17 protein-coding genes are annotated in these 16,993 nt (G+C 71.9%); 15 read left to right on the plus strand and 2 right to left on the minus strand.

The genetic code is table 11. The features are described 5' to 3' along the window. Positions 1-1,410: 1,410 nt before the first annotated feature. Positions 1,411-2,280, plus strand: coding sequence for a papain-like cysteine protease family protein (locus ACIPK4_RS29425; protein WP_402317990.1), 870 nt, complete (start codon positions 1,411-1,413; stop codon positions 2,278-2,280). On the opposite strand, the gene ACIPK4_RS29430 is transcribed toward ACIPK4_RS29425, so the two are convergent. Further along, positions 2,223-3,575, minus strand: coding sequence for a LysR substrate-binding domain-containing protein (locus ACIPK4_RS29430; RefSeq protein ID WP_402318068.1), 1,353 nt, complete (start codon positions 3,573-3,575; stop codon positions 2,223-2,225). The genes ACIPK4_RS29425 and ACIPK4_RS29430 overlap by 58 nt on opposite strands. Here ACIPK4_RS29430 and ACIPK4_RS29435 point away from each other — a divergent pair. The 14 genes from ACIPK4_RS29435 to ACIPK4_RS29500 all read left to right on the plus strand — a co-directional run bounded on the left by ACIPK4_RS29435 (position 3,471) and on the right by ACIPK4_RS29500 (position 15,524). After that, on the plus strand, positions 3,471-3,941 hold the full coding sequence (locus ACIPK4_RS29435; RefSeq protein WP_402317993.1) for a hypothetical protein: 471 nt from the start codon (positions 3,471-3,473) through the stop codon (positions 3,939-3,941). The genes ACIPK4_RS29430 and ACIPK4_RS29435 overlap by 105 nt on opposite strands. A gap of 65 nt (positions 3,942-4,006) precedes the next feature. Further along, positions 4,007-4,483, plus strand: a complete 477-nt coding sequence (locus ACIPK4_RS29440) for a cupin domain-containing protein (protein WP_402317996.1) — start codon at positions 4,007-4,009, stop codon at positions 4,481-4,483. Between the two features lie 339 nt (positions 4,484-4,822). Continuing rightward, positions 4,823-5,485 carry a hydrolase gene (locus tag ACIPK4_RS29445; RefSeq protein ID WP_402317999.1) on the plus strand — a complete coding sequence of 221 codons (663 nt, stop codon included), beginning with the start codon at positions 4,823-4,825 and terminating at the stop codon, positions 5,483-5,485. Between the two features lie 5 nt (positions 5,486-5,490). Continuing rightward, on the plus strand, positions 5,491-5,985 hold the full coding sequence (locus tag ACIPK4_RS29450; protein WP_402318001.1) for a DoxX family protein: 495 nt from the start codon (positions 5,491-5,493) through the stop codon (positions 5,983-5,985). 91 nt (positions 5,986-6,076) lie between these two features. Then, positions 6,077-6,664 (plus strand): Dps family protein, encoded by a 588-nt coding sequence (locus tag ACIPK4_RS29455; protein ID WP_402318004.1) that lies wholly within the window; start codon positions 6,077-6,079, stop codon positions 6,662-6,664. An 83-nt stretch (positions 6,665-6,747) separates the two neighbouring features. After that, entirely contained in the window at positions 6,748-7,578 is an 831-nt protein-coding gene (locus ACIPK4_RS29460) for an alpha/beta fold hydrolase (RefSeq protein ID WP_402318006.1), read from the plus strand. Between the two features lie 179 nt (positions 7,579-7,757). Beyond that, positions 7,758-8,717, plus strand: coding sequence for an alpha/beta hydrolase (locus ACIPK4_RS29465; protein ID WP_402318009.1), 960 nt, complete (start codon positions 7,758-7,760; stop codon positions 8,715-8,717). A 50-nt stretch (positions 8,718-8,767) separates the two neighbouring features. Continuing rightward, positions 8,768-10,672, plus strand: a complete 1,905-nt coding sequence (locus ACIPK4_RS29470) for an amidohydrolase (protein ID WP_402318070.1) — start codon at positions 8,768-8,770, stop codon at positions 10,670-10,672. A 57-nt stretch (positions 10,673-10,729) separates the two neighbouring features. Next, the gene (locus ACIPK4_RS29475) at positions 10,730-11,434 is read left to right on the plus strand and encodes a GPR1/FUN34/YaaH family transporter (protein ID WP_402318012.1); all 705 of its coding nucleotides are present in this window, start codon (positions 10,730-10,732) and stop codon (positions 11,432-11,434) included. Between the two features lie 49 nt (positions 11,435-11,483). Further along, positions 11,484-12,632: an LLM class flavin-dependent oxidoreductase gene (locus ACIPK4_RS29480; RefSeq protein WP_402318014.1), complete on the plus strand. Its 1,149-nt coding sequence runs from the start codon at positions 11,484-11,486 to the stop codon at positions 12,630-12,632. Further along, the gene (locus tag ACIPK4_RS29485) at positions 12,629-13,258 is read left to right on the plus strand and encodes a CE1759 family FMN reductase (RefSeq protein ID WP_402318017.1); all 630 of its coding nucleotides are present in this window, start codon (positions 12,629-12,631) and stop codon (positions 13,256-13,258) included. The genes ACIPK4_RS29480 and ACIPK4_RS29485 overlap by 4 nt, the downstream gene beginning before the upstream one ends. Positions 13,259-13,292: 34 nt before the next feature. Next, a complete protein-coding gene (locus ACIPK4_RS29490; protein WP_402318073.1) occupies positions 13,293-13,421 on the plus strand; it encodes an N-acetyltransferase in 129 nt (42 codons plus the stop codon). A gap of 233 nt (positions 13,422-13,654) precedes the next feature. Then, positions 13,655-14,380 (plus strand): alpha/beta fold hydrolase, encoded by a 726-nt coding sequence (locus ACIPK4_RS29495; protein WP_402318020.1) that lies wholly within the window; start codon positions 13,655-13,657, stop codon positions 14,378-14,380. 112 nt (positions 14,381-14,492) lie between these two features. Then, positions 14,493-15,524: an alpha/beta hydrolase gene (locus ACIPK4_RS29500; protein WP_402318023.1), complete on the plus strand. Its 1,032-nt coding sequence runs from the start codon at positions 14,493-14,495 to the stop codon at positions 15,522-15,524. A 6-nt stretch (positions 15,525-15,530) separates the two neighbouring features. Here ACIPK4_RS29500 and ACIPK4_RS29505 read toward each other — a convergent pair whose 3' ends face one another. Continuing rightward, a complete protein-coding gene (locus ACIPK4_RS29505) occupies positions 15,531-16,487 on the minus strand; it encodes a helix-turn-helix domain-containing protein (protein ID WP_402318026.1) in 957 nt (318 codons plus the stop codon). Positions 16,488-16,993: the final 506 nt, after the last annotated feature.

Below are 16,993 nucleotides of genomic sequence, written 5' to 3' on the forward strand. Positions count from 1 at the left end.
CGCACCTGGACGTGCGGGCCCACCCGGTCCCGAGCCCGGGCCAGGACTCCGGGGCCGTGACACGCGGCCCGGCCGCCGCCGGTCACCCGTGCCGGGGAGGGCGTGAGAGCGAGGGGATACGAGACGAAGGTGCGCGCACAGGAGGTCAGTTCGGCCCCGGTCCGCGCGACCTGCCGGCGGCTGGACCCGTTGCGCTTCACAGCCCTTCGCATCGCCGCGTTGTCGTCCTCGGGGCGGAGCGAGGGATTCCTTACCGCTCGTAGCAGGGGGAATTCGGCGGGTAGTAATTAGATGAATCGCTGACTGAATTTCCGTCAGCAAGTCCTGCCTGGTTATCTCGATTCGATAACGACATCGCCGAAATGGCCTGGACCTCTCCATGTCTACACGGGTAATTCGCCTTATTTTAAAGCTATTTGATAGATCATCAGATTCAGTCGCCATGGTAACGGTCAGATATCTCGAAGTCCATTCCCGTTTGTCCGAATTTTCCACCGTGCTCGTCTGGCAGGCTTCCGTCCACCCACTCCCGTCCACCCACTCCTCCGTCCGAATTTGAGGTGCGCATGACGGCCTGCCGCCGGTTGGTACTCCTCACCGCCGCCATGGCTTCGGCCGCGGTGTCAGCGGGGGCAACGCCTACTTCGGGCTGGTCGGCAACGCCCAGGCAGGGACCGCCCCTCCGGCCCGTGACGCGGAGCCTGCGCCCATCGCGGGACGCGCCCGCCAAGGACACGAGGCGCGGCAAGGTCCACGACGGCCTCGACGCCCCGCAGAAGGGCGTCGACATCAAGGCCGGCGTCGCCCCCGCCCCCAGGACGAAGGCCGCGGCTTGCGATCCGGCCCCCCGGAGGCCGGCGAAGCGATCGCGATCGGCACTCCGGGTACCTCGCGTCGTTCCGCAAGGGGGCGGCCGACGCCGACCTCAACCACGCGGCGAGCGCCCAGGAGACAGGCGGCGTCCGACACATCCGCCACGTGGCGGCCGCGGACTGTACGCCGGCCACGTGAGCGACCGCCACCACTACGGCGCATGGCTGCTCGACCTCCAGCGCGCCGACCGGCGCGCAACGCAGGTCCGGACCGTCCGGAAGGCCGGCCGGCCTTCGACCGTCTGACCAATCGCCGGCGCGGGCCACCTTCCCCCTGCGGCCGTCCGCCGATCCCTCACCGCACCACACCTCCCCCGCACCACTGCGGTGGCAGCCTCGCATCCTCACCGCACCAGGGAGCGCCACGACGAGGCGTAGCGGCCGTGATTTTCCTGCGCCGTTCCCTTCGGTGCCGTGGGCTGACCGACCATCACCTGCCCGTGCCGCCGCCGCGCCGGGCGCCCTTCGGCGTCTGTCGCGCAGACCGGACGATCCGGCTGCCGGGCAAGCAAGTTCCCGCAATTCCAGATCAAGGAGCATGATGCACAAACGTCGCGCGTCCCGCCGCAAGAAGGCGCTGACAGCCTCGGTCACCGCCGCACTTTCCGGCGGTCTGCTGTTCGGCTTCGGTGCGCTGGCCCAAGCCGATGTGGTCAGTGGCACGGTCATCGGCGGGCAGGGCAACTACAACACCGTCAACCACCGGGCCAAGCCGTCCCTCTCGGCCCAGGTGAACGGCTCCTCGAAGGTGGGCGACAGGATCCAGATGTCCTGCCGGACCACCGGCGACACCGTGGAGAACAACCCGCGGTGGATCTACACCGGCTCGTACTACATCGCTGACGCCTTCATCAGAGAGAACACCACGGCCCTGCCGGTCTGCGGTTCGAGCCCGAACCCGAAACCCACCCCCACGCCTCCCCCCACGACCGTGAAGACGCTCAAGATCGACATGCAGAAGCAGGTCAGGACCCAGTGGTGCTGGGACGCCTCCGGCGTGACCATCGCCAAACACTGGGGCCGCTCCGTCAGCCAGGAGCAGTTCTGCCAGCTCGCCGCCCAGGGCTCCTGGGTGGACTGCAACAACCAGCCCGCGACGCTGGAAGACATGGCCAACGGCCTGGCCAGGCTGGGGCTGAGCAACAGCGGACGCAGCCTGTACCGCAACGCCTCGTTCAGCGAGTCGGTCGCTGAGATAGCCGCAGGCCGGCCGTTCGCCGTCCGGATCGGCTGGCGCACCGGCGGTGGTCACATGAACGTCATCTACGGCTACGACAGCGCCACCAACATGGTCGCGGTCGGGGACCCGTGGCAGACCACCCAGACCTACACCTGGTGGAGCCACGCCACTTACGTGAACAACAACTCGTTCCAGTGGACCCACTCCCGCATCGGGATCCAGGGCTGAGGAGAAGACCGACCATGCAGACCACGCGACACACCAAGCGCACGGCAGTCCGGGCCGCCGTCCTCGCCGCGACCGCGCTCGCCGCCGCCCTGAGCGGAATCGTTTCTGCGCAGGCTGCGGACGGCGACGGCATCGCGGGCTACCCGTCCGCCCAGCAGGCCGTACGGAGCGACCAACTCCGTGACACCGTCTCCCGCTTCCTGGTTTCGGCGCGGCAGCAGGGCACGCGCCCCGGCGCGGACGGCGGCACCGTCGGCACCCCCGGCAACGCACCCGCCGCGGTCGCCGCGCCGCCCCGGTTCGACCTCAAGGACCCGGTGCCGATGTTCGAGATCAGCCCCGAGTTCGTGACCGGTAAGACCCAGGCGGACCCGCAGACCGCGATCCGGCTCTCCTACCTGGCCTCCCGGGTGACCGCCTCCGACGGCAAGAACGCCGCCGTGCTGCTCGCACCCAAGGGGGATGCCGCCACGACGGGAAGCGGCCCGCGGAACGTCGGTGCCGAGGGCTGGCAGCTGGCCGGCATCCGGGACGGGGACGCCGAGGTCGGCTTCGCCGAGCGCGGCACCGCACAGGCCCGTACCTTCACCGAGCCGCAGATCCACGCCTGGTACCGGCTCACGGCCGACGGCATGGTCGAGCCGCTCAACGAGGAAGCGACCACCGGCCTCGGCGGCAAGCGCGGCGTTACCCTCGCCGCCTACCAGAAGCTGGTCACCAGCCGCTACGGCGACAAGATGCCCGGCTCGGAGTACGACCGCAAGGGCCTGGCCGGCGGGTACGCCGGCCTCGTGGAGGACCAGCCGGAACAGGCTGCCGCCGCGTCCGGTGCACCGGCGGACGAGGCGTCCTGGCAGCCGATCTCCGCCGCCGCGGCCGCAGCGCTGGCGGCGATCGGCGGTGCGGTGGTGTATGTGCGCCGCCGGCAGACGGCGGCCCTCCGCTGACCCGGCCCCAAGAGGGCCGGGCCCCCTCCGTGCACAGCGCCCGCGAGGGGGCGGACGGTGACGCCGGGGGCTTCCGCGAAGGTGGCCTGGCAGAGGCTGACGGCCAGGCCCGCCCGGACCAGTTCGATCAGCTGGCGTCCCTCGGCCTCGTGCGGTAGCGGAGGGCCGACGGCCGGCCAGCGCGGACACCGAGGACCAGTACTCGCGGGTGCGGTCGCCGTCGGGCCGGGGCATCGCCCAGTCGTGGTCGGCGAGTTCGGTCAGGGACACGGCCTCCTCGCCGGCCAGTGGGTGGGTCGCGGGCAGCAGGGCGAAGACGGGTTCGGTGACCAGGGGGGTGAGGACCACCCCGTCGCGCGGCGGCAGGACCTGCTCCGGGTGGTCGCCGTACGAGCAGTACTTGACCCTCATGGACCAAACGGCCCAGCAGCCGGTGGGAAGAAGCCGGGTTCGACCGCGGTCACGGAGCGGTTCACCCGGTGCGACACCGACGTCGTCAACGTCGACCGACTCCCGTTCCGCTTCGATGCCGAGCTGCCGCGCGTGCTCCACGAGGTGGTGGCCGGGCTGGACCAGGCCGCCCGTACCGTCGACTCCCGCCCGGCCCTCGCCCGGCTGCGCGGCTGGGGCGCGGCTGCCCGCCGCGTCCTGGCGCCCGTGACCGCCCGGCACGGGTGTCACTGGCGTCGCCCCATAAGACCGCGGTCAGTCTGAAAGGGTTGGCCCGGCGCAAGACCTGCGCCCGAACGCGTACCACCTCCGTCGACCGGGAGAGAAGCATGACCATCAAGGACATCGGGCCCGAACCTCAGAGTTTCGACCTGGAGCAGGCGACGCTCCAGAACACCAACTACCGCTCGGTGGCCTGGTCCGGGAAGTACCTCCAGCTGACCCTGATGTCGATCCCGGTGGGCGAGGACATCGGCCTGGAGGCACACCCGGAGACCGACCAGTTCCTGCGCCTCGACGCGGGTCGCGGCCGCGTTCAGATGGGCAGCGCGAAGGACCGCCTCGACTTCGACCAGGAGGTCGAGGACGGCTGGGCGGTCTTCGTACCCGCCGGCACCTGGCACAACATCACCAACACCGGCGACGAGCCCATGCAGCTCTACGCCGTCTACGCCCCGGTCCACCACGCCCCGGGCAAGATCCAGGCAACCGCCGCCGACGCGGAAAGCGACGAGGACTCGGGCAACGACGAACCGCCGGCCTGGTCGGTCCAGCCCACTCACCACCCCGCGGACAAGCACGCCTGACCACCAGCGGGGGCAGCTGCTTACGACGCAGCCAGCTGTACTGCCCGGAGCCCGTACGCCAGGCATCCCCACCGGCCGCGGTGGATTCCTGGAGAGCATCGGCGTGTGGGGTCCTGCCTTCCCGAAGGCAGGACCCCACACGGCTGTTCTGACCTGGAGCTCCGCGTCCGGCGGAAAGGCGAAACGCCGGTGGCCGGGAAGCGTGCGTCGTCGTGCCAACCACGGTGCGCGGGCGGAAAAGTCGGCCGGCGGGACGGTCATAGGTTCGAGGAGTGCCGAGCCGCGCGGGAAGCGGCAGGCGGCGCTCACTTCCGACCGTTCCGAGAGGACACCCCCTAAATGTTCGACACCAGCACGGTGCACGCTGCCCCGAGCGAGGACCTGCTCACGCCCGACAACGCCGTGATGCTGTTCGTGGACCACCAGCCGCAGATGTTCTTCGGCACCGGCAGCGGCGACCGCGCCGCGATCATCAACAGCACGGTCGGCCTCGCCAAGGCGGCCCGCGCGTTCGACGTGCCGGTCGTCCTCACCACGGTCGCCGCGGAGTCCTTCTCCGGACCCCTGTTGCCGCAGCTCGCCGACGTGTTCCCGAAGCACGAGGTGCTGGACCGTACGACGATGAACGCCTGGGAGGACGAGGCGGTCGTGGAGGCGGTCAAGGCGACCGGCCGCAAGAAGATCATCCTGTCGGGTCTGTGGACCGAAGTCTGCCTGGTGCTCCCCGCGCTGTCCGCCCTGGGACAGGGCTACGAGGTCTACGTCGTCTCCGACGCCTCCGGTGGTGTCAGCCCCGCCGCGCACGAGCACGCCCTCCAGCGCATGCTGGCCGCCGGCGCCGTACCGGTCACCTGGGTCCAGGTGCTGCTCGAACTCCAGCGCGACTGGGCCCGCCAGGAGACGTACGGGGCCGTGATGGAGATCGTCAAGGCCCACGCCGGCGCCTACGGCCTGGGCGTCGTGTACGCGCAGGCCGTCATCGGCGCGCACGCGGCCGGCTGACCTCCTTGGACACCGGCATCCTCGTCCTGCGCCTGCTGGTGGGCCTGCTCATCGCCGGCCACGGCGTGCAGAAGGTCAGCTCGCACCTCGGCGGGAGGGGACTCGACGGCGGCTCCGCCGAGTTCCGCGCCGACGGCTTCCGCGGCGGTGCCCTCACCGCCCTCGCGGCCGGCGGTGGCCAGATCGGATCGGGATTGCTGCTCGCCGCCGGGCTGCTCACACCGCTCGCCGCGACCGGCGCCATCGGGGTCATGACCGTCGCCCTCACCGTGAAGTGGCACAACGGCCTCTGGGTCCAGAACGACGGCTACGAGTACCCCCTGGTCCTGATCGTCAGCGCCGCCGCCCTCGCCGCCACCGGCCCCGGCGCCTGGTCCCTCGACGCGGAGCTGGGTCTGGCGCCGTACCCGCTGTGGTGGACGGCGCTCGTCCTCGCGGCGGGCGTCGGCAGCGGGCTGCTCACCCGCCTCGTCCTGCACCGTGCGGCACGAACCGGCTGAGCGCAGGACCCCCGAACCGGGTCCGGCCGTCCGCGTACACCCCCTTTGCCGCACGGCCGGGCCCACCCACACCCACTTACAGGAGCCCCCGATGAAACCCGCACCCACCACCGCACCCCCGCGCGGCGGCGGTCAGCCCCTGCTGCACCAGACGGGGGAGGAGATCCAGGCGTTCGGCACGCTCAAGCAGCTCCCCCTCGGCCTCGGCCACGACACCCGCATGTACGCCTGCCAGCGGCTGAACCAGGTGCTCGCCGACACGCAGATCCTGTACTCGCTCTACAAGAAGCACCACTGGCTCGTGCGCGGCGCGACCTTCTACTCCCTCCACCTGATGCTGGACAAGCACGCGCAGGAGCAACTGGCGCTCGTGGACACCCTGGCCGAGCGCGTCCAGAGCCTCGGCGGTGTCGCCGTCGCGGACCCGCGCCACGTCGCCGAGCTGACATCGGTACCCCGCCCGCCGAACGGGGTGGAGAAGGTCCCCGTCATGCTGTCGCGGCTCCTGGACGCGCACGAGCGCATCCTGATCGACGCGCGGGACGCCGCCGCCCGGCTGTCCGCGGAGGGGGACGAGGGCAGCAACGACCTGCTCATCTCCCAGGTCGTCCGCACCGGTGAGGCGCAGGTGTGGTTCCTGGCCGAACACCTCGTCGACACCCCGCTGGTGCGCGCCTGACACGGGGCGCCGGCGCCGACCGCACCCCTCACCCGCAATACCCGCCCACCCCTCACACCCACCCACCGAAGGAGCACTCCACCATGCCGTTCATCAAGGTCGCCGAAGGCAACTCCGCCCCCGTCGAGCTCTACTACGAGGACCACGGCACCGGACAGCCCGTCGTCCTCATCCATGGCTGGCCGCTGAACGGCGCCTCCTGGGAGAAGCAGACCGCCGCCCTCCTCGCCGCCGGCCACCGCGTCATCACCTACGACCGACGCGGCTTCGGCCGCTCCGACCAGCCCGCCGACGGGTACGACTACGACACCTTCGCCTCGGACCTCAACGAGGTGCTCACCACCCTCGACCTGCGCGACACCGTCCTCGTCGGGTTCTCCATGGGGACCGGCGAGGTGACCCGATACCTCGGCACGTACGGCAGCGACCGCGTCACCAAGGCCGTCATGATCGGCGTGGTCCCGCCCTTCCTGCTCAAGACGGACGACAACCCCGCCGGCGTGGACGCGGGCGTCTTCAAGGGCATCGAGGACGCCATCACCGCCGACCGGTTCGCGTTCATGAGCGCCTTCCTCGCCGACTTCTACAACGTCGACGTCCTGGGCGGCGAGCGGATCAGCGAACAGGCGGTCCAGGCCTCCTGGAACGTCGCCGTCGGCGCCTCCGCCAAGGGCACCCTCGACTGCGTCCAGGCCTGGCTCACCGACTTCCGCGCGGACCTTCCGCGCATCGACGTCCCCACCCTGATCATCCACGGCGACGCCGACCGCACGCTGCCCATCGAGGCGACCGCGATCCCGCTGGCGAAGAGCATCACCGGCGCCGAACTCGTCACCGTGCCCGGCGGCCCGCACGGGCTCCTGCTGACCCACGCCGCCGAGGTCAACGCCGCCCTGCTCGCCTTCCTCGCCTGAGCAGGCGCGTACCCGGGCACCCAGGACGGGGCACGACCCGCGCATCCCGCACGACCCGCGCCTCCCGTACGGCAGACCGCCGGACCCGCCCCTCCTGGGTGCCCCGCCTGGGTGCCCTCCTGGGTGCCCCTCCTGGGCACAACCGCACCTCCGCCCCTCTCGTGAAGGAGAGCCGAACCATGTCCGACCAGCACCCGCCCGTACTCGACGCCGCGGCCCAGGCATTCGCCGATGCCACCGCCCAGCCCCCGTACCTGTACCAGATCCCCGTCGTCGACGGCCGCAAGGCCGTGGACGACGTCCAGAACGGCGAGGGCGTCCCCCTGCTCCCCGTCGACGAGGAGTGGATCACCGTCCAGGGCGGCCCGACCGGGGCGGTACGCGCCCGGATCGTCCGCCCGCGCGGCCTCACCGGCCCCCTTCCCGTCGTCCTCTACCTCCATGGCGCGGGCTGGGTCTTCGGCAACGCACACACCCACGACCGTCTGGTGCGGGAACTCGCCGTGGGCGCCGGCGCGGCGGTGGTCTTCCCGGAGTACGACCTGTCGCCCGAGGCCCGCTACCCCGTCGCCATCGAGCAGAACTACACGGTCGCCCAGTGGATCGCCCGCGAGGGCCGCCACAGGGACCTCGACGGCTCCCGCGTCGCCATCGCGGGCGACTCGGTCGGCGGCAACATGAGCGCCGCCCTCACCCTCATGGCCAAGCAGCGCGGCGACGTGGCGTTCGTCCACCAGGTCCTCTTCTACCCCGTCACCGACGCGGCCTTCGACACCGACTCCTACCACCGGTTCGCCACTGGCTACTTCCTGCGCCGCGAAGCCATGCGGTGGTTCTGGGACCAGTACACGACCGACGAGGCCGAGCGCGCACAGATCACCGCCTCCCCGCTGCGGGCCTCCCTCGACCAGCTCACCGGCCTGCCCCCCGCGCTCGTCATCACCGCCGAGGCCGACGTCCTGCGCGACGAGGGCGAGGCGTACGCCGCCAAGCTCCGCGCCGCCGGCGTCCCCGTCGCCGCGCTGCGCGTCCAGGGCACCATCCACGACTTCGTCATGCTGAACGCGCTCCGCGACACGCAGGCCGCGTCCCTGGCCATCGGTCTGGCCGCCGACACCCTGCGCAAGGCCCTGGCGTGAGCCTTACGACGCCCTCGCCCGGTACGAAGGACGGGCCCGGTACGACGGCCATGCCCGTGGCGGGCGTCCGGCCCGCCCAGGACCCGCAGCAGCCCTCCGCCGACCTCGTCGTCCGCAACGCCAAGGTGTACACCGGCGACCCGGCCCGTCCCGCGGCCCGCGGTGTCGCCATCCGCGACGGCCGGGTCGTCGCCCTCGGGGACGACCGCGACCTCGCCGCCCTCGTCGGGCCCGCGACCAGGATCGTGGACGCGCTCGGCCGCCGGGTCGTCCCCGGGCTCAACGACTCCCACCTGCACGTCATCCGCGGTGGCCTGAACTACGTACTGGAGCTGCGCTGGGACGGCGTACGGAGCCTGCGCCAAGCGCTGGCCATGCTGCGCGAGCAGGCGGGCCGCACACCGAGGGGCCAGTGGATCCGCGTCGTCGGCGGCTGGACCGCGGAGCAGTTCGCCGAACGCCGCATGCCGACGGTGGCGGAACTGAACGCGGCCGCGCCCGACACCCCGGTGTTCGTCCTGCACCTCTACCAGTCGGCGCTGATGAACCGGGCCGCCGTGCGGGCCGCCGGGTTCACCCGCGAGACGGCCGACCCGCGGGGCGGCCAGATCGTCCGGGGGCGGGACGGCGAGCCCAACGGGGTGCTCCTGGCGGCTCCCGGGGCCCTGATCCTGTACTCGACCCTGGCCAAGGCCCCGACGCTCGGCGTCGCGGACAAGCGCACCTCCACCCGCCACTTCCTGCGCGAACTCAACCGCTTCGGACTGACCTCGGCGGTCGACGCCGCCGGCGGCTTCCAGAACTTCCCCGACGACTACGCCACCGTCGTCGATCTGGCCCGCTCGGGGGAGCTGTCACTGCGCATCGCCTACCACCTGTTCCCGCAGACGGCCGGACAGGAGCTGGCCGACCTCAAGCGCTGGATCGAGACGGTGGAACCGCGGGACGGCGACGAGTGGCTCCGCCTCAACGGCGCGGGCGAGAACCTGACCTGGGCCGCGGCCGACTTCGAGAACTTCTCGCAGCCGCGGCCCGAGCTCGCCGCGGACTTCGAGACGGAGTTCGAGCAGGCGGTCCGGCTGCTGATGGAGAACGGCTGGGGGTTCCGGCTCCACGCCACCTACGACGAGACGATCCGCCGGGATCTGGCCGTGTTCGAGAAGCTCGCCGCCGAAGGGCTCTTCCCGGGCGCCAACCGCTGGCTCTTCGACCACGCCGAGACCGTCTCGGCCGACAGCCTCGACCGCATCGCGGCCCTCGGCGGAGCGCTGTCGGTGCAGAACAGGATGTCCTTCCAGGGAGCGGCCTTCCTCGACCGCTACGGCGCCGAGGCCACCTCCCACACCCCGCCGGTACGGGCCATGCTCGACCGGGGGCTGACCGTGGCCGCCGGAACGGACGCCACCCGGGTGTCGTCCTACAACCCGTGGGTCTCGCTGCACTGGCTGGTGACCGGCCGCACCGTCGGCGGCACCGCCCTCTGCCCGGCCGCGAACCTGATCGACCGGGAGACCGCCCTCGGCCTCTACACCCGGGGCGGCGCGGAGCTCACCGGCGAACAGGACGTCAAGGGCGCCCTGCGGGAGGGCTGCTACGGCGACCTCGCGATCCTCACACACGACTTCTTCACCGTGCCGGAATCCGCGATCCCGGACATCGAGTCCGTGCTCACCGTCGTCGGCGGCCGGATCGTCTACGCGAGCGAGGAGTACGAGGGCCTCGACGAGACCGTCCCGCCCGTCAGCCCGGCCTGGTCCCCGGTGGCCCGCTTCGGCGGCTATCAGTCCGGCCGTCACCAGTCCGGCGGCCACGAGTCCCCGGGCGCGCGGCAAGCGCTCCGCATGGCCGAGGCCGTCGCCGAATCCGAGGACCACCGCCGGTGGCGCGCCGCGCGCGGCTCCGGCCCCGGGACGCCCCCTTCCCAGCCCTTCACCGACCCCTGCTTCGCGCCCTGACGGGCCGCTGACGCCCTGCCCCGAGAGCCCGCTTCGACAGCCGAGGAAGACCGACACATGAGTACACCCCCTGACGAAGGCCCGCCCGCCGGACGCCGGTTCGAACCCGACCTGCGGTCGATGACCCGGATCAACCTGCGCCCCATCGCGTCACCGATGCCACTCGGCTTCTTCACCGTGGCGATCGCCTCGGTGATGACGGGGTGCCTCCAGCTCGGTGTCCTCGAAGCCGCGGACCGCAGGGCCGTCGCCCTGTGCGTGCTGCCCGCGTTCGCCCTCCAACTCCTGGTGAGCGTCCTCGCCTTCGGGGCGCGGGACGTGATCGCCGCCACCCTCATGGGCACGTTCGCCGGCAGCTGGCTGGCGTACTCCCTGGTCATGGGAACCGGCGCGGCAGGCGGACCGCGGGTGCTGGGCGTGTTCAACCTGGCGTTCTTGTGCTTCGGGACCCTGATGGCGGCGGTGACCCGGCCCAAGCGCGCCCTGTGGCTCGTCCTCGTCGTCTCGATGCCCCGGTGGCTGGCCACCGGGCTGGCGGGGCTGACCGGCGTCGAACGGCTCACGCAGGTCTCCGGGGCCCTCGGGCTCCTGGTGGCCCTCGTCGCGACGTACGCCGCCTTCGCCTTGATGCTGGAGGACATGCGCAGCGAGGAGGTGCTGCCCATCGGGCGCAGCGGGCCCGCCCACACCGCGGTCGAGGGCGACCTGGCGGTGCAACTGCGCAACCTCGAACGCCATGCGGGAGTGCGGCGCACTTTGTGACGGGAGGCACACAGCCCTCCCACCCCCTGTTCCGACGAAGGTGATCTCTGTGCAGTTCGGCATTTTCACGGTGGGCGACGTCACGCCCGATCCGGCCTCCGGGCGGACACCCACCGAAAACGAGCGGATCAAGGCGATGGTGGCCATCGCCCTCAAGGCCGAGGAAGTGGGGCTCGACGTCTTCGCGACGGGAGAACACCACAACCCGCCGTTCGTCCCCTCCTCACCCACCACGATGCTCGGTCACATCGCCGCGCGCACCGAGCGGCTGATCCTCTCCACCTCCACCACCCTGATCACCACCAACGACCCGGTGAAGATCGCCGAAGACTACGCGATGCTCCAGCACCTGGCCGACGGGCGCGTCGACCTGATGATGGGCCGCGGCAACACCGGCCCCGTCTACCCCTGGTTCGGGCACGACATCCGCGACGGCATCGCGCTGGCGATCGAGAACTACGCGCTGCTGCACCAGTTGTGGCGCGAGGACGTGGTGGACTGGGAAGGCCGCTTCCGCACATCGCTCCAGGGCTTCACATCCACCCCGCGCCCACTGGACGGCGTACCGCCGTTCGTCTGGCACGGCTCGATCCGCAGCCCGGAGATAGCGGAACAGGCCGCCTACTACGGTGACGGCTTCTTCGCCAACCACATCTTCTGGCCCACGGACCACTTCCGCAGGCTCGTCGGCCTCTACCGGCGGCGCTTCGCCGAACACGGCCACGGCGCTCCCGAGCAGGCGATCGTGGGCTTGGGCGGACAGGCGTACATACGTCGCAACTCCCAGGATGCCGTGCGCGAGTTCCGGCCCTACTTCGACAACGCTCCCGTCTACGGACACGGACCCTCGCTGGAGGAGTTCACCGAGCAGACACCGCTGACGGTCGGCAGCCCGCAGCAGGTGATCGAGAAGACGCTCACGTTCCGCGAGAGCTTCGGGGATTACCAGCGGCAGCTGTTCCTCATGGACCACGCCGGCCTGCCGCTCAAGACCGTACTGGAGCAGCTGGACCTGTTGGGGGAGGAGGTGGTCCCGGTGCTGCGCAAGGAGTTCGCGGCCGGCCGGCCGGCCACGGTCCCGCAGGGGCCGACCCACGAGGCCCGGGCGGCCGCCCGGGCAGGGGCCACCGTCCCGTCCGCCGTCGGGGCCACCGTCCCGTCCGCCGGTTCCACCGGCGCCACCGAGGTGCGGCGGTGAGCCCGGTGCGGCTGGTCGTGGTCAGCTCCGGGCTGAGCCTGCCCTCCTCCACGCGACTGCTCGCCGACCGGCTCGCGACGGCCACCGCCGACCGCCTGGCCGAGTCGGCCGGGCCGGCCGAGGTGCAGGTGATCGAACTGCGCGAGCTGGCCGTGGACATCGCCCATCACCTGGTCACGGGGTTCCCCGCGCCCGCACTGCGCACGGCACTCGAAGCCGTGACGCGGGCGGACGCCCTGATCGCCGTCACACCCGTCTTCAGCGCCTCCTACAGCGGCCTGTTCAAGTCCTTCTTCGACATCGTCGAGCGGGACGCCCTCGCCGGCAAGCCGGTACTCGTCGCCGCCACCGGCGGCACCGCACGGCACTCCCTCGCCCTGGAGTACGCCCTGCGGCCGCTCTTCGCCCATCTGCGGGCCACCGTGGCCCCGACCGCCGTCTTCGCGGCCCCCGAGGACTGGGGGACGGCCGGTGACGGGCGGACGGCCGCACTCGCCGTTCGCGTCGAACGGGCCGCCGCCGAGCTGGCGCGGCTGGCGGCCGGCGCTGCGCCGCAGGCCCGGCATGAGGACGAAGTAGTGCCGTTCGAAGAGCAGTTGGCAGCTCTGCGCCCCGGCCGGGACTGAACCCACCACCCCCGCCGACACCGCCCGGGGCGCCCTGGACGACGTACGGAGGCGCAAGCTGGAGGTGCTCCCGTACTGTCCCTTCATCCGGGGCTGGATCGGCAGGCATCCGCAGTACGCGGACCTGGTGCCCGAGGTTCGCCGCGGCCGGTTCGGCCTCTGAGCGGCACCGCTACCCGCGACGCCCGTTGTCCGCGCCCTACGGCGCGGCGGCGGGACGCGTCGTTTCCCGGCCGCCCACGGGGCGGCCGCTGCGGGCCGGGCACGCAGAGGCCAGAAGCGGAGCACCGACGGGCAAGGCGCCCGGGCCGGGCGCCCGTAGCGTCCTCGTCGTGACCGGGGCCCAGCGCCCCGATCCCTCACCGCCCGCCCCCGTCCTTCGAGGAGTGCACCCCCATGTCCCCTGCTTCCCTGCCGACCGTCGTCCTGGTCCACGGCGCGTTCGCCGACGCCTCCGGCTACGCTCGGGTCATCCCCCTGCTGACCGCGCACGGCCTGAACGTGCTGGCCCCCGCGGTACCCAACCGCAGCCTTCTCGGTGACGCCGCGTACATCGCCTCCGTCGTGCGCGGGATCCCCGGCCCGGTGGTGCTGGTGGGCCACTCCTACGGAGGCGCCGTCATCACCGTCGCCGGCGCGGAGGACAACGTCCGGGCGCTGGTCTACCTGGCGGGTTACGCGCTGGAGGAGGGCGAGAGCCTCGGTGAGCTGCAAGGGCGCTTCCCCGCCTCCGACCTCGCCGACGCCCTCGTGTACGCCCCCTTCCCCGTCGAGGGGTCGACCGAGCCCGGTACCGACGTCTCGGTGGACGCCGAGCAGTTCCCGGCCCTCTTCGCGGCGGACGTCGCCCCCGAACTCGCCGCCATCCTCGCCGTCTCCCAACGCCCGCTGGCGGCAAGGGCGTTCGCCGAAGCAGCGCCTGTCGCCGCCTGGCGGACCAAGCCGTCCTGGGGCTTGGTCGCCACCGCCGACCGCACCCTCAACCCCGAGGTGGAGCGTTTCGGCTACCGGCGGGCCGGTATGACCACCGTCGAGGTCGAGTCCTCCCACCTGGTCATGCTGTCCCGGCCCGAGCGCGTCGCCGAGTTGATCCGGGACGCGGTGGGCTCCACCGCCCACTGATCCTTTCCCCCTCGTCGCGCGGACGCGTGCCGTGGGGGCGGCCCGGACCGTCCGCACTGCACCCGTCCGCACGGGCATCTGCGTTTTTCCCCGGACCTGTAAGGAGCTGTCGATGCCCGAGGTGACGCCGGAGTCCGACCTCGACGCCCATCCCGACGCAAGCCCCTGTCCGGGCCCCGAGCCGGTGCTCGAACCCGCGGCCCGCGTCCTGGCCTGGGCGGCCGCCCGGCCGCCCCACGGGTACCCGCGCGGCCTGGCGAACGGCCGCAAGGCGCTGGAGGAACTCCAGGCGGCGGCCGGGACGGCCCTGCCCGCCGTCGACGAGGAGTGGTTCGCGGTGCCCGGCGGCCCCACCGGAGGTGTCTGGGTCCGCGTCGTGCGGCCCGCGGGCGCCGAAGGGACGCTACCGGTGATCCTCTTCATCCACGGCGCGGGATGGGTGCTCGGCAATGCCTCCACCCACGACCGGCTGGTCCGCGAACTGGCCGTCGGGGCCGGCGCCGCCGTGGTCTTCCCCGAGTACGACCTGTCGCCCGAGGTCGGCTACCCGGTCGCCTTGGAGCAGAACTACGCCGTCGCGCGGTGGATCGTCGCCGAAGGAGCCGTCAAGGACCTGGACGGCACCCGCCTGGCCGTCGTGGGGGACTCGGCCGGAGGGAACCTGGGCGCCGCGCTGACCCTGCTGGCCAAGGACCGGGGCGACGTACCGCTGCTCCAGCAGGTCCTGTTCTGCCCGGTGACCGACGCCGACTTCGACACCTCGTCCTACCACCGGTTCGCGACCGGCTACGTCCTGCGCCGCGACACCATGCGGTGGTTCTGGGACCAGTACACGACGAGCCGGGTCGAGCGCGCCCAGATCACCGCCTCACCCCTGCGGGCCACCACCGGCCAACTCGCCGGTCTGCCCCCGGCCCTGGTCATCACCGCGGAGGCCGACGTCCTGCGCGACGAGGGGGAGGCCTACGCCGCCAGGCTGCGGGAGGCCGGCGTCGCCGTCGCGGCCGTACGCGTCCAAGGCGCCCTCCACGACTTCGTCGCGGTCAACGCCCTGCGCGCCACCTGCGGGGCGCAGGCCGCCCTGATGCTCGCCACGCGCGTACTCCGCGGGGCGCTGCACGAACGGCGACCGCAGGCTCCGTGACCGCCCTCAAGCCTGCCGGGTGCTCGACTGCCACTCCCGGGGCGACATGCCGTACGCGGCGCGGAAGGCCCGGCTGAAGTGGGAGGGGTTCACGAAACCCCAACGCTGTGCGACCGCCGACACGTTCGGCGCGGCACCCGAAGGCCTCGCGAGCTCACGGCGGCACCGGTCGAGGCGCTCGCGGTGGATCCAGCGCCCGACCGTCGCCTCCTCCGCCTGGAACAGTTTGTGCAGGTACCGCACGGACATGTGGTGCGCCGACGCGATCGTCTCAGGGCAGAGGCCGGGGTCCGCCAGGTGCAGCAGGATGTACTCCTTGACGCGTGCCAGCATCCCGCGGGCCGCCTCCGACGCGTGGGGGTTCAGCCGTCCCTGCCGCTCCCGTACGAGGACGGTCAGCAGGTCCGTGGCGGTCATCGCGAGCTGTCGGCCGGTGTACGGGTCGAAGTCCGCGGCCCGTTCGGCGAGCCGCGTCAGGTACCCGGCCACCAGCCCGCCCGTCCCGCGGTCGCCGGCGAAAACGGTCCCCGTCACCGCCCGCAGGTCCCCGTCCGACACCCCGAGCCCCTGCTTCGGCACCCGGAAGGCGGTGAAGCGGAAGTCGTCCTGCTGCTCCCTCTTGTAGGGCTTACCGGCGTCGGAACAAGTGAAGGTGCCGGGTCCGGCCAGGGCCTGGCGTCCGTCCTGGGTGAGCCTGGCGGTACCCCGGTGCTGCAGGGTGACCGTGACGTACTCCGCACCGCCCCGGGAGATCAGGCGTCTGTCACGCGTCACGGTCTGCGGGCCCGCTTCGACGACGGAGATCTGCAGGGGGCCGAGCCGATCGCTGGCGATCGTACCCGCCGAGGGCTCGGCTTCGTGCAGCGAGACGTCGAGCGGTATGAAGGTGTCGGACACCACGCTGTGCCAGTAATCGGCCCGCTCGGTGGCCGGCAGGGGGAGGGTGGACAGCACGACGGACATCGTGACTCCTTGGTGCGTTCGTGCGGGCACCGTGCGTGACCGCGCCGGAGCAGAGGGATGCGCGGTCCGTGATGCCGTGGATCGGAGAGGGAAGAGCGGGTCCGCGGGGACCGGCTGTGGGAGCCGCCTGCGGGGTCCGCTGCGCCGGTGCGGGGCGCAGGGAACCGCGACGCGAAAGGGCAGCCGACGGGGGCTCAGGGGTCCGCGTGGCCGGCGCGGCTCAGGAACGGCCGGTTGTCGCCGCGCGACCGCGGGCGCGGCGGCCGCCCTGACGCGGCCGGCTCCGGCCGGAACCGGGCCGAAGCGACCGGCCGGGCGCGAGGTGAACGAGGATCACGGGAACCTCCGGGGGACTGGACCGACTGCTGCGTCCAGTCTCGTTCCACCCGTCGTCGGTGCCATCCGTCATGTGACTTAGAACTCCTAACGGAATGAACCGGTGACCCGCTGTGGGACGCCTTCCCTGAGGGGCGTCGCGTTGACCTGCGCACAGGAGTACCCGACGC

The organism is Streptomyces sp. NPDC086989, assembly GCF_044745505.1.
Taxonomy (GTDB): Bacteria; Actinomycetota; Actinomycetes; order Streptomycetales; family Streptomycetaceae; genus Streptomyces.

What these genes read in the sequence shown, in the direction of transcription:
- ACIPK4_RS29475 (WP_402318012.1), top strand. Translation starts at nt 10,730, where the DNA reads ATGAGTACACCCCCTGACGAAGGCCCGCCCGCCGGACGCCGGTTCGAA.
- ACIPK4_RS29465 (WP_402318009.1), top strand. Translation starts at nt 7,758, where the DNA reads ATGTCCGACCAGCACCCGCCCGTACTCGACGCCGCGGCCCAGGCATTC.
- ACIPK4_RS29440 (WP_402317996.1), top strand. Translation starts at nt 4,007, where the DNA reads ATGACCATCAAGGACATCGGGCCCGAACCTCAGAGTTTCGACCTGGAG.
- ACIPK4_RS29445 (WP_402317999.1), top strand. Translation starts at nt 4,823, where the DNA reads ATGTTCGACACCAGCACGGTGCACGCTGCCCCGAGCGAGGACCTGCTC.
- ACIPK4_RS29455 (WP_402318004.1), top strand. Translation starts at nt 6,077, where the DNA reads ATGAAACCCGCACCCACCACCGCACCCCCGCGCGGCGGCGGTCAGCCC.
- ACIPK4_RS29495 (WP_402318020.1), top strand. Translation starts at nt 13,655, where the DNA reads ATGTCCCCTGCTTCCCTGCCGACCGTCGTCCTGGTCCACGGCGCGTTC.
- ACIPK4_RS29460 (WP_402318006.1), top strand. Translation starts at nt 6,748, where the DNA reads ATGCCGTTCATCAAGGTCGCCGAAGGCAACTCCGCCCCCGTCGAGCTC.
- ACIPK4_RS29425 (WP_402317990.1), top strand. Translation starts at nt 1,411, where the DNA reads ATGATGCACAAACGTCGCGCGTCCCGCCGCAAGAAGGCGCTGACAGCC.
- ACIPK4_RS29470 (WP_402318070.1), top strand. Translation starts at nt 8,768, where the DNA reads ATGCCCGTGGCGGGCGTCCGGCCCGCCCAGGACCCGCAGCAGCCCTCC.
- ACIPK4_RS29500 (WP_402318023.1), top strand. Translation starts at nt 14,493, where the DNA reads ATGCCCGAGGTGACGCCGGAGTCCGACCTCGACGCCCATCCCGACGCA.
- ACIPK4_RS29505 (WP_402318026.1), bottom strand. Translation starts at nt 16,487, where the DNA reads ATGTCCGTCGTGCTGTCCACCCTCCCCCTGCCGGCCACCGAGCGGGCC.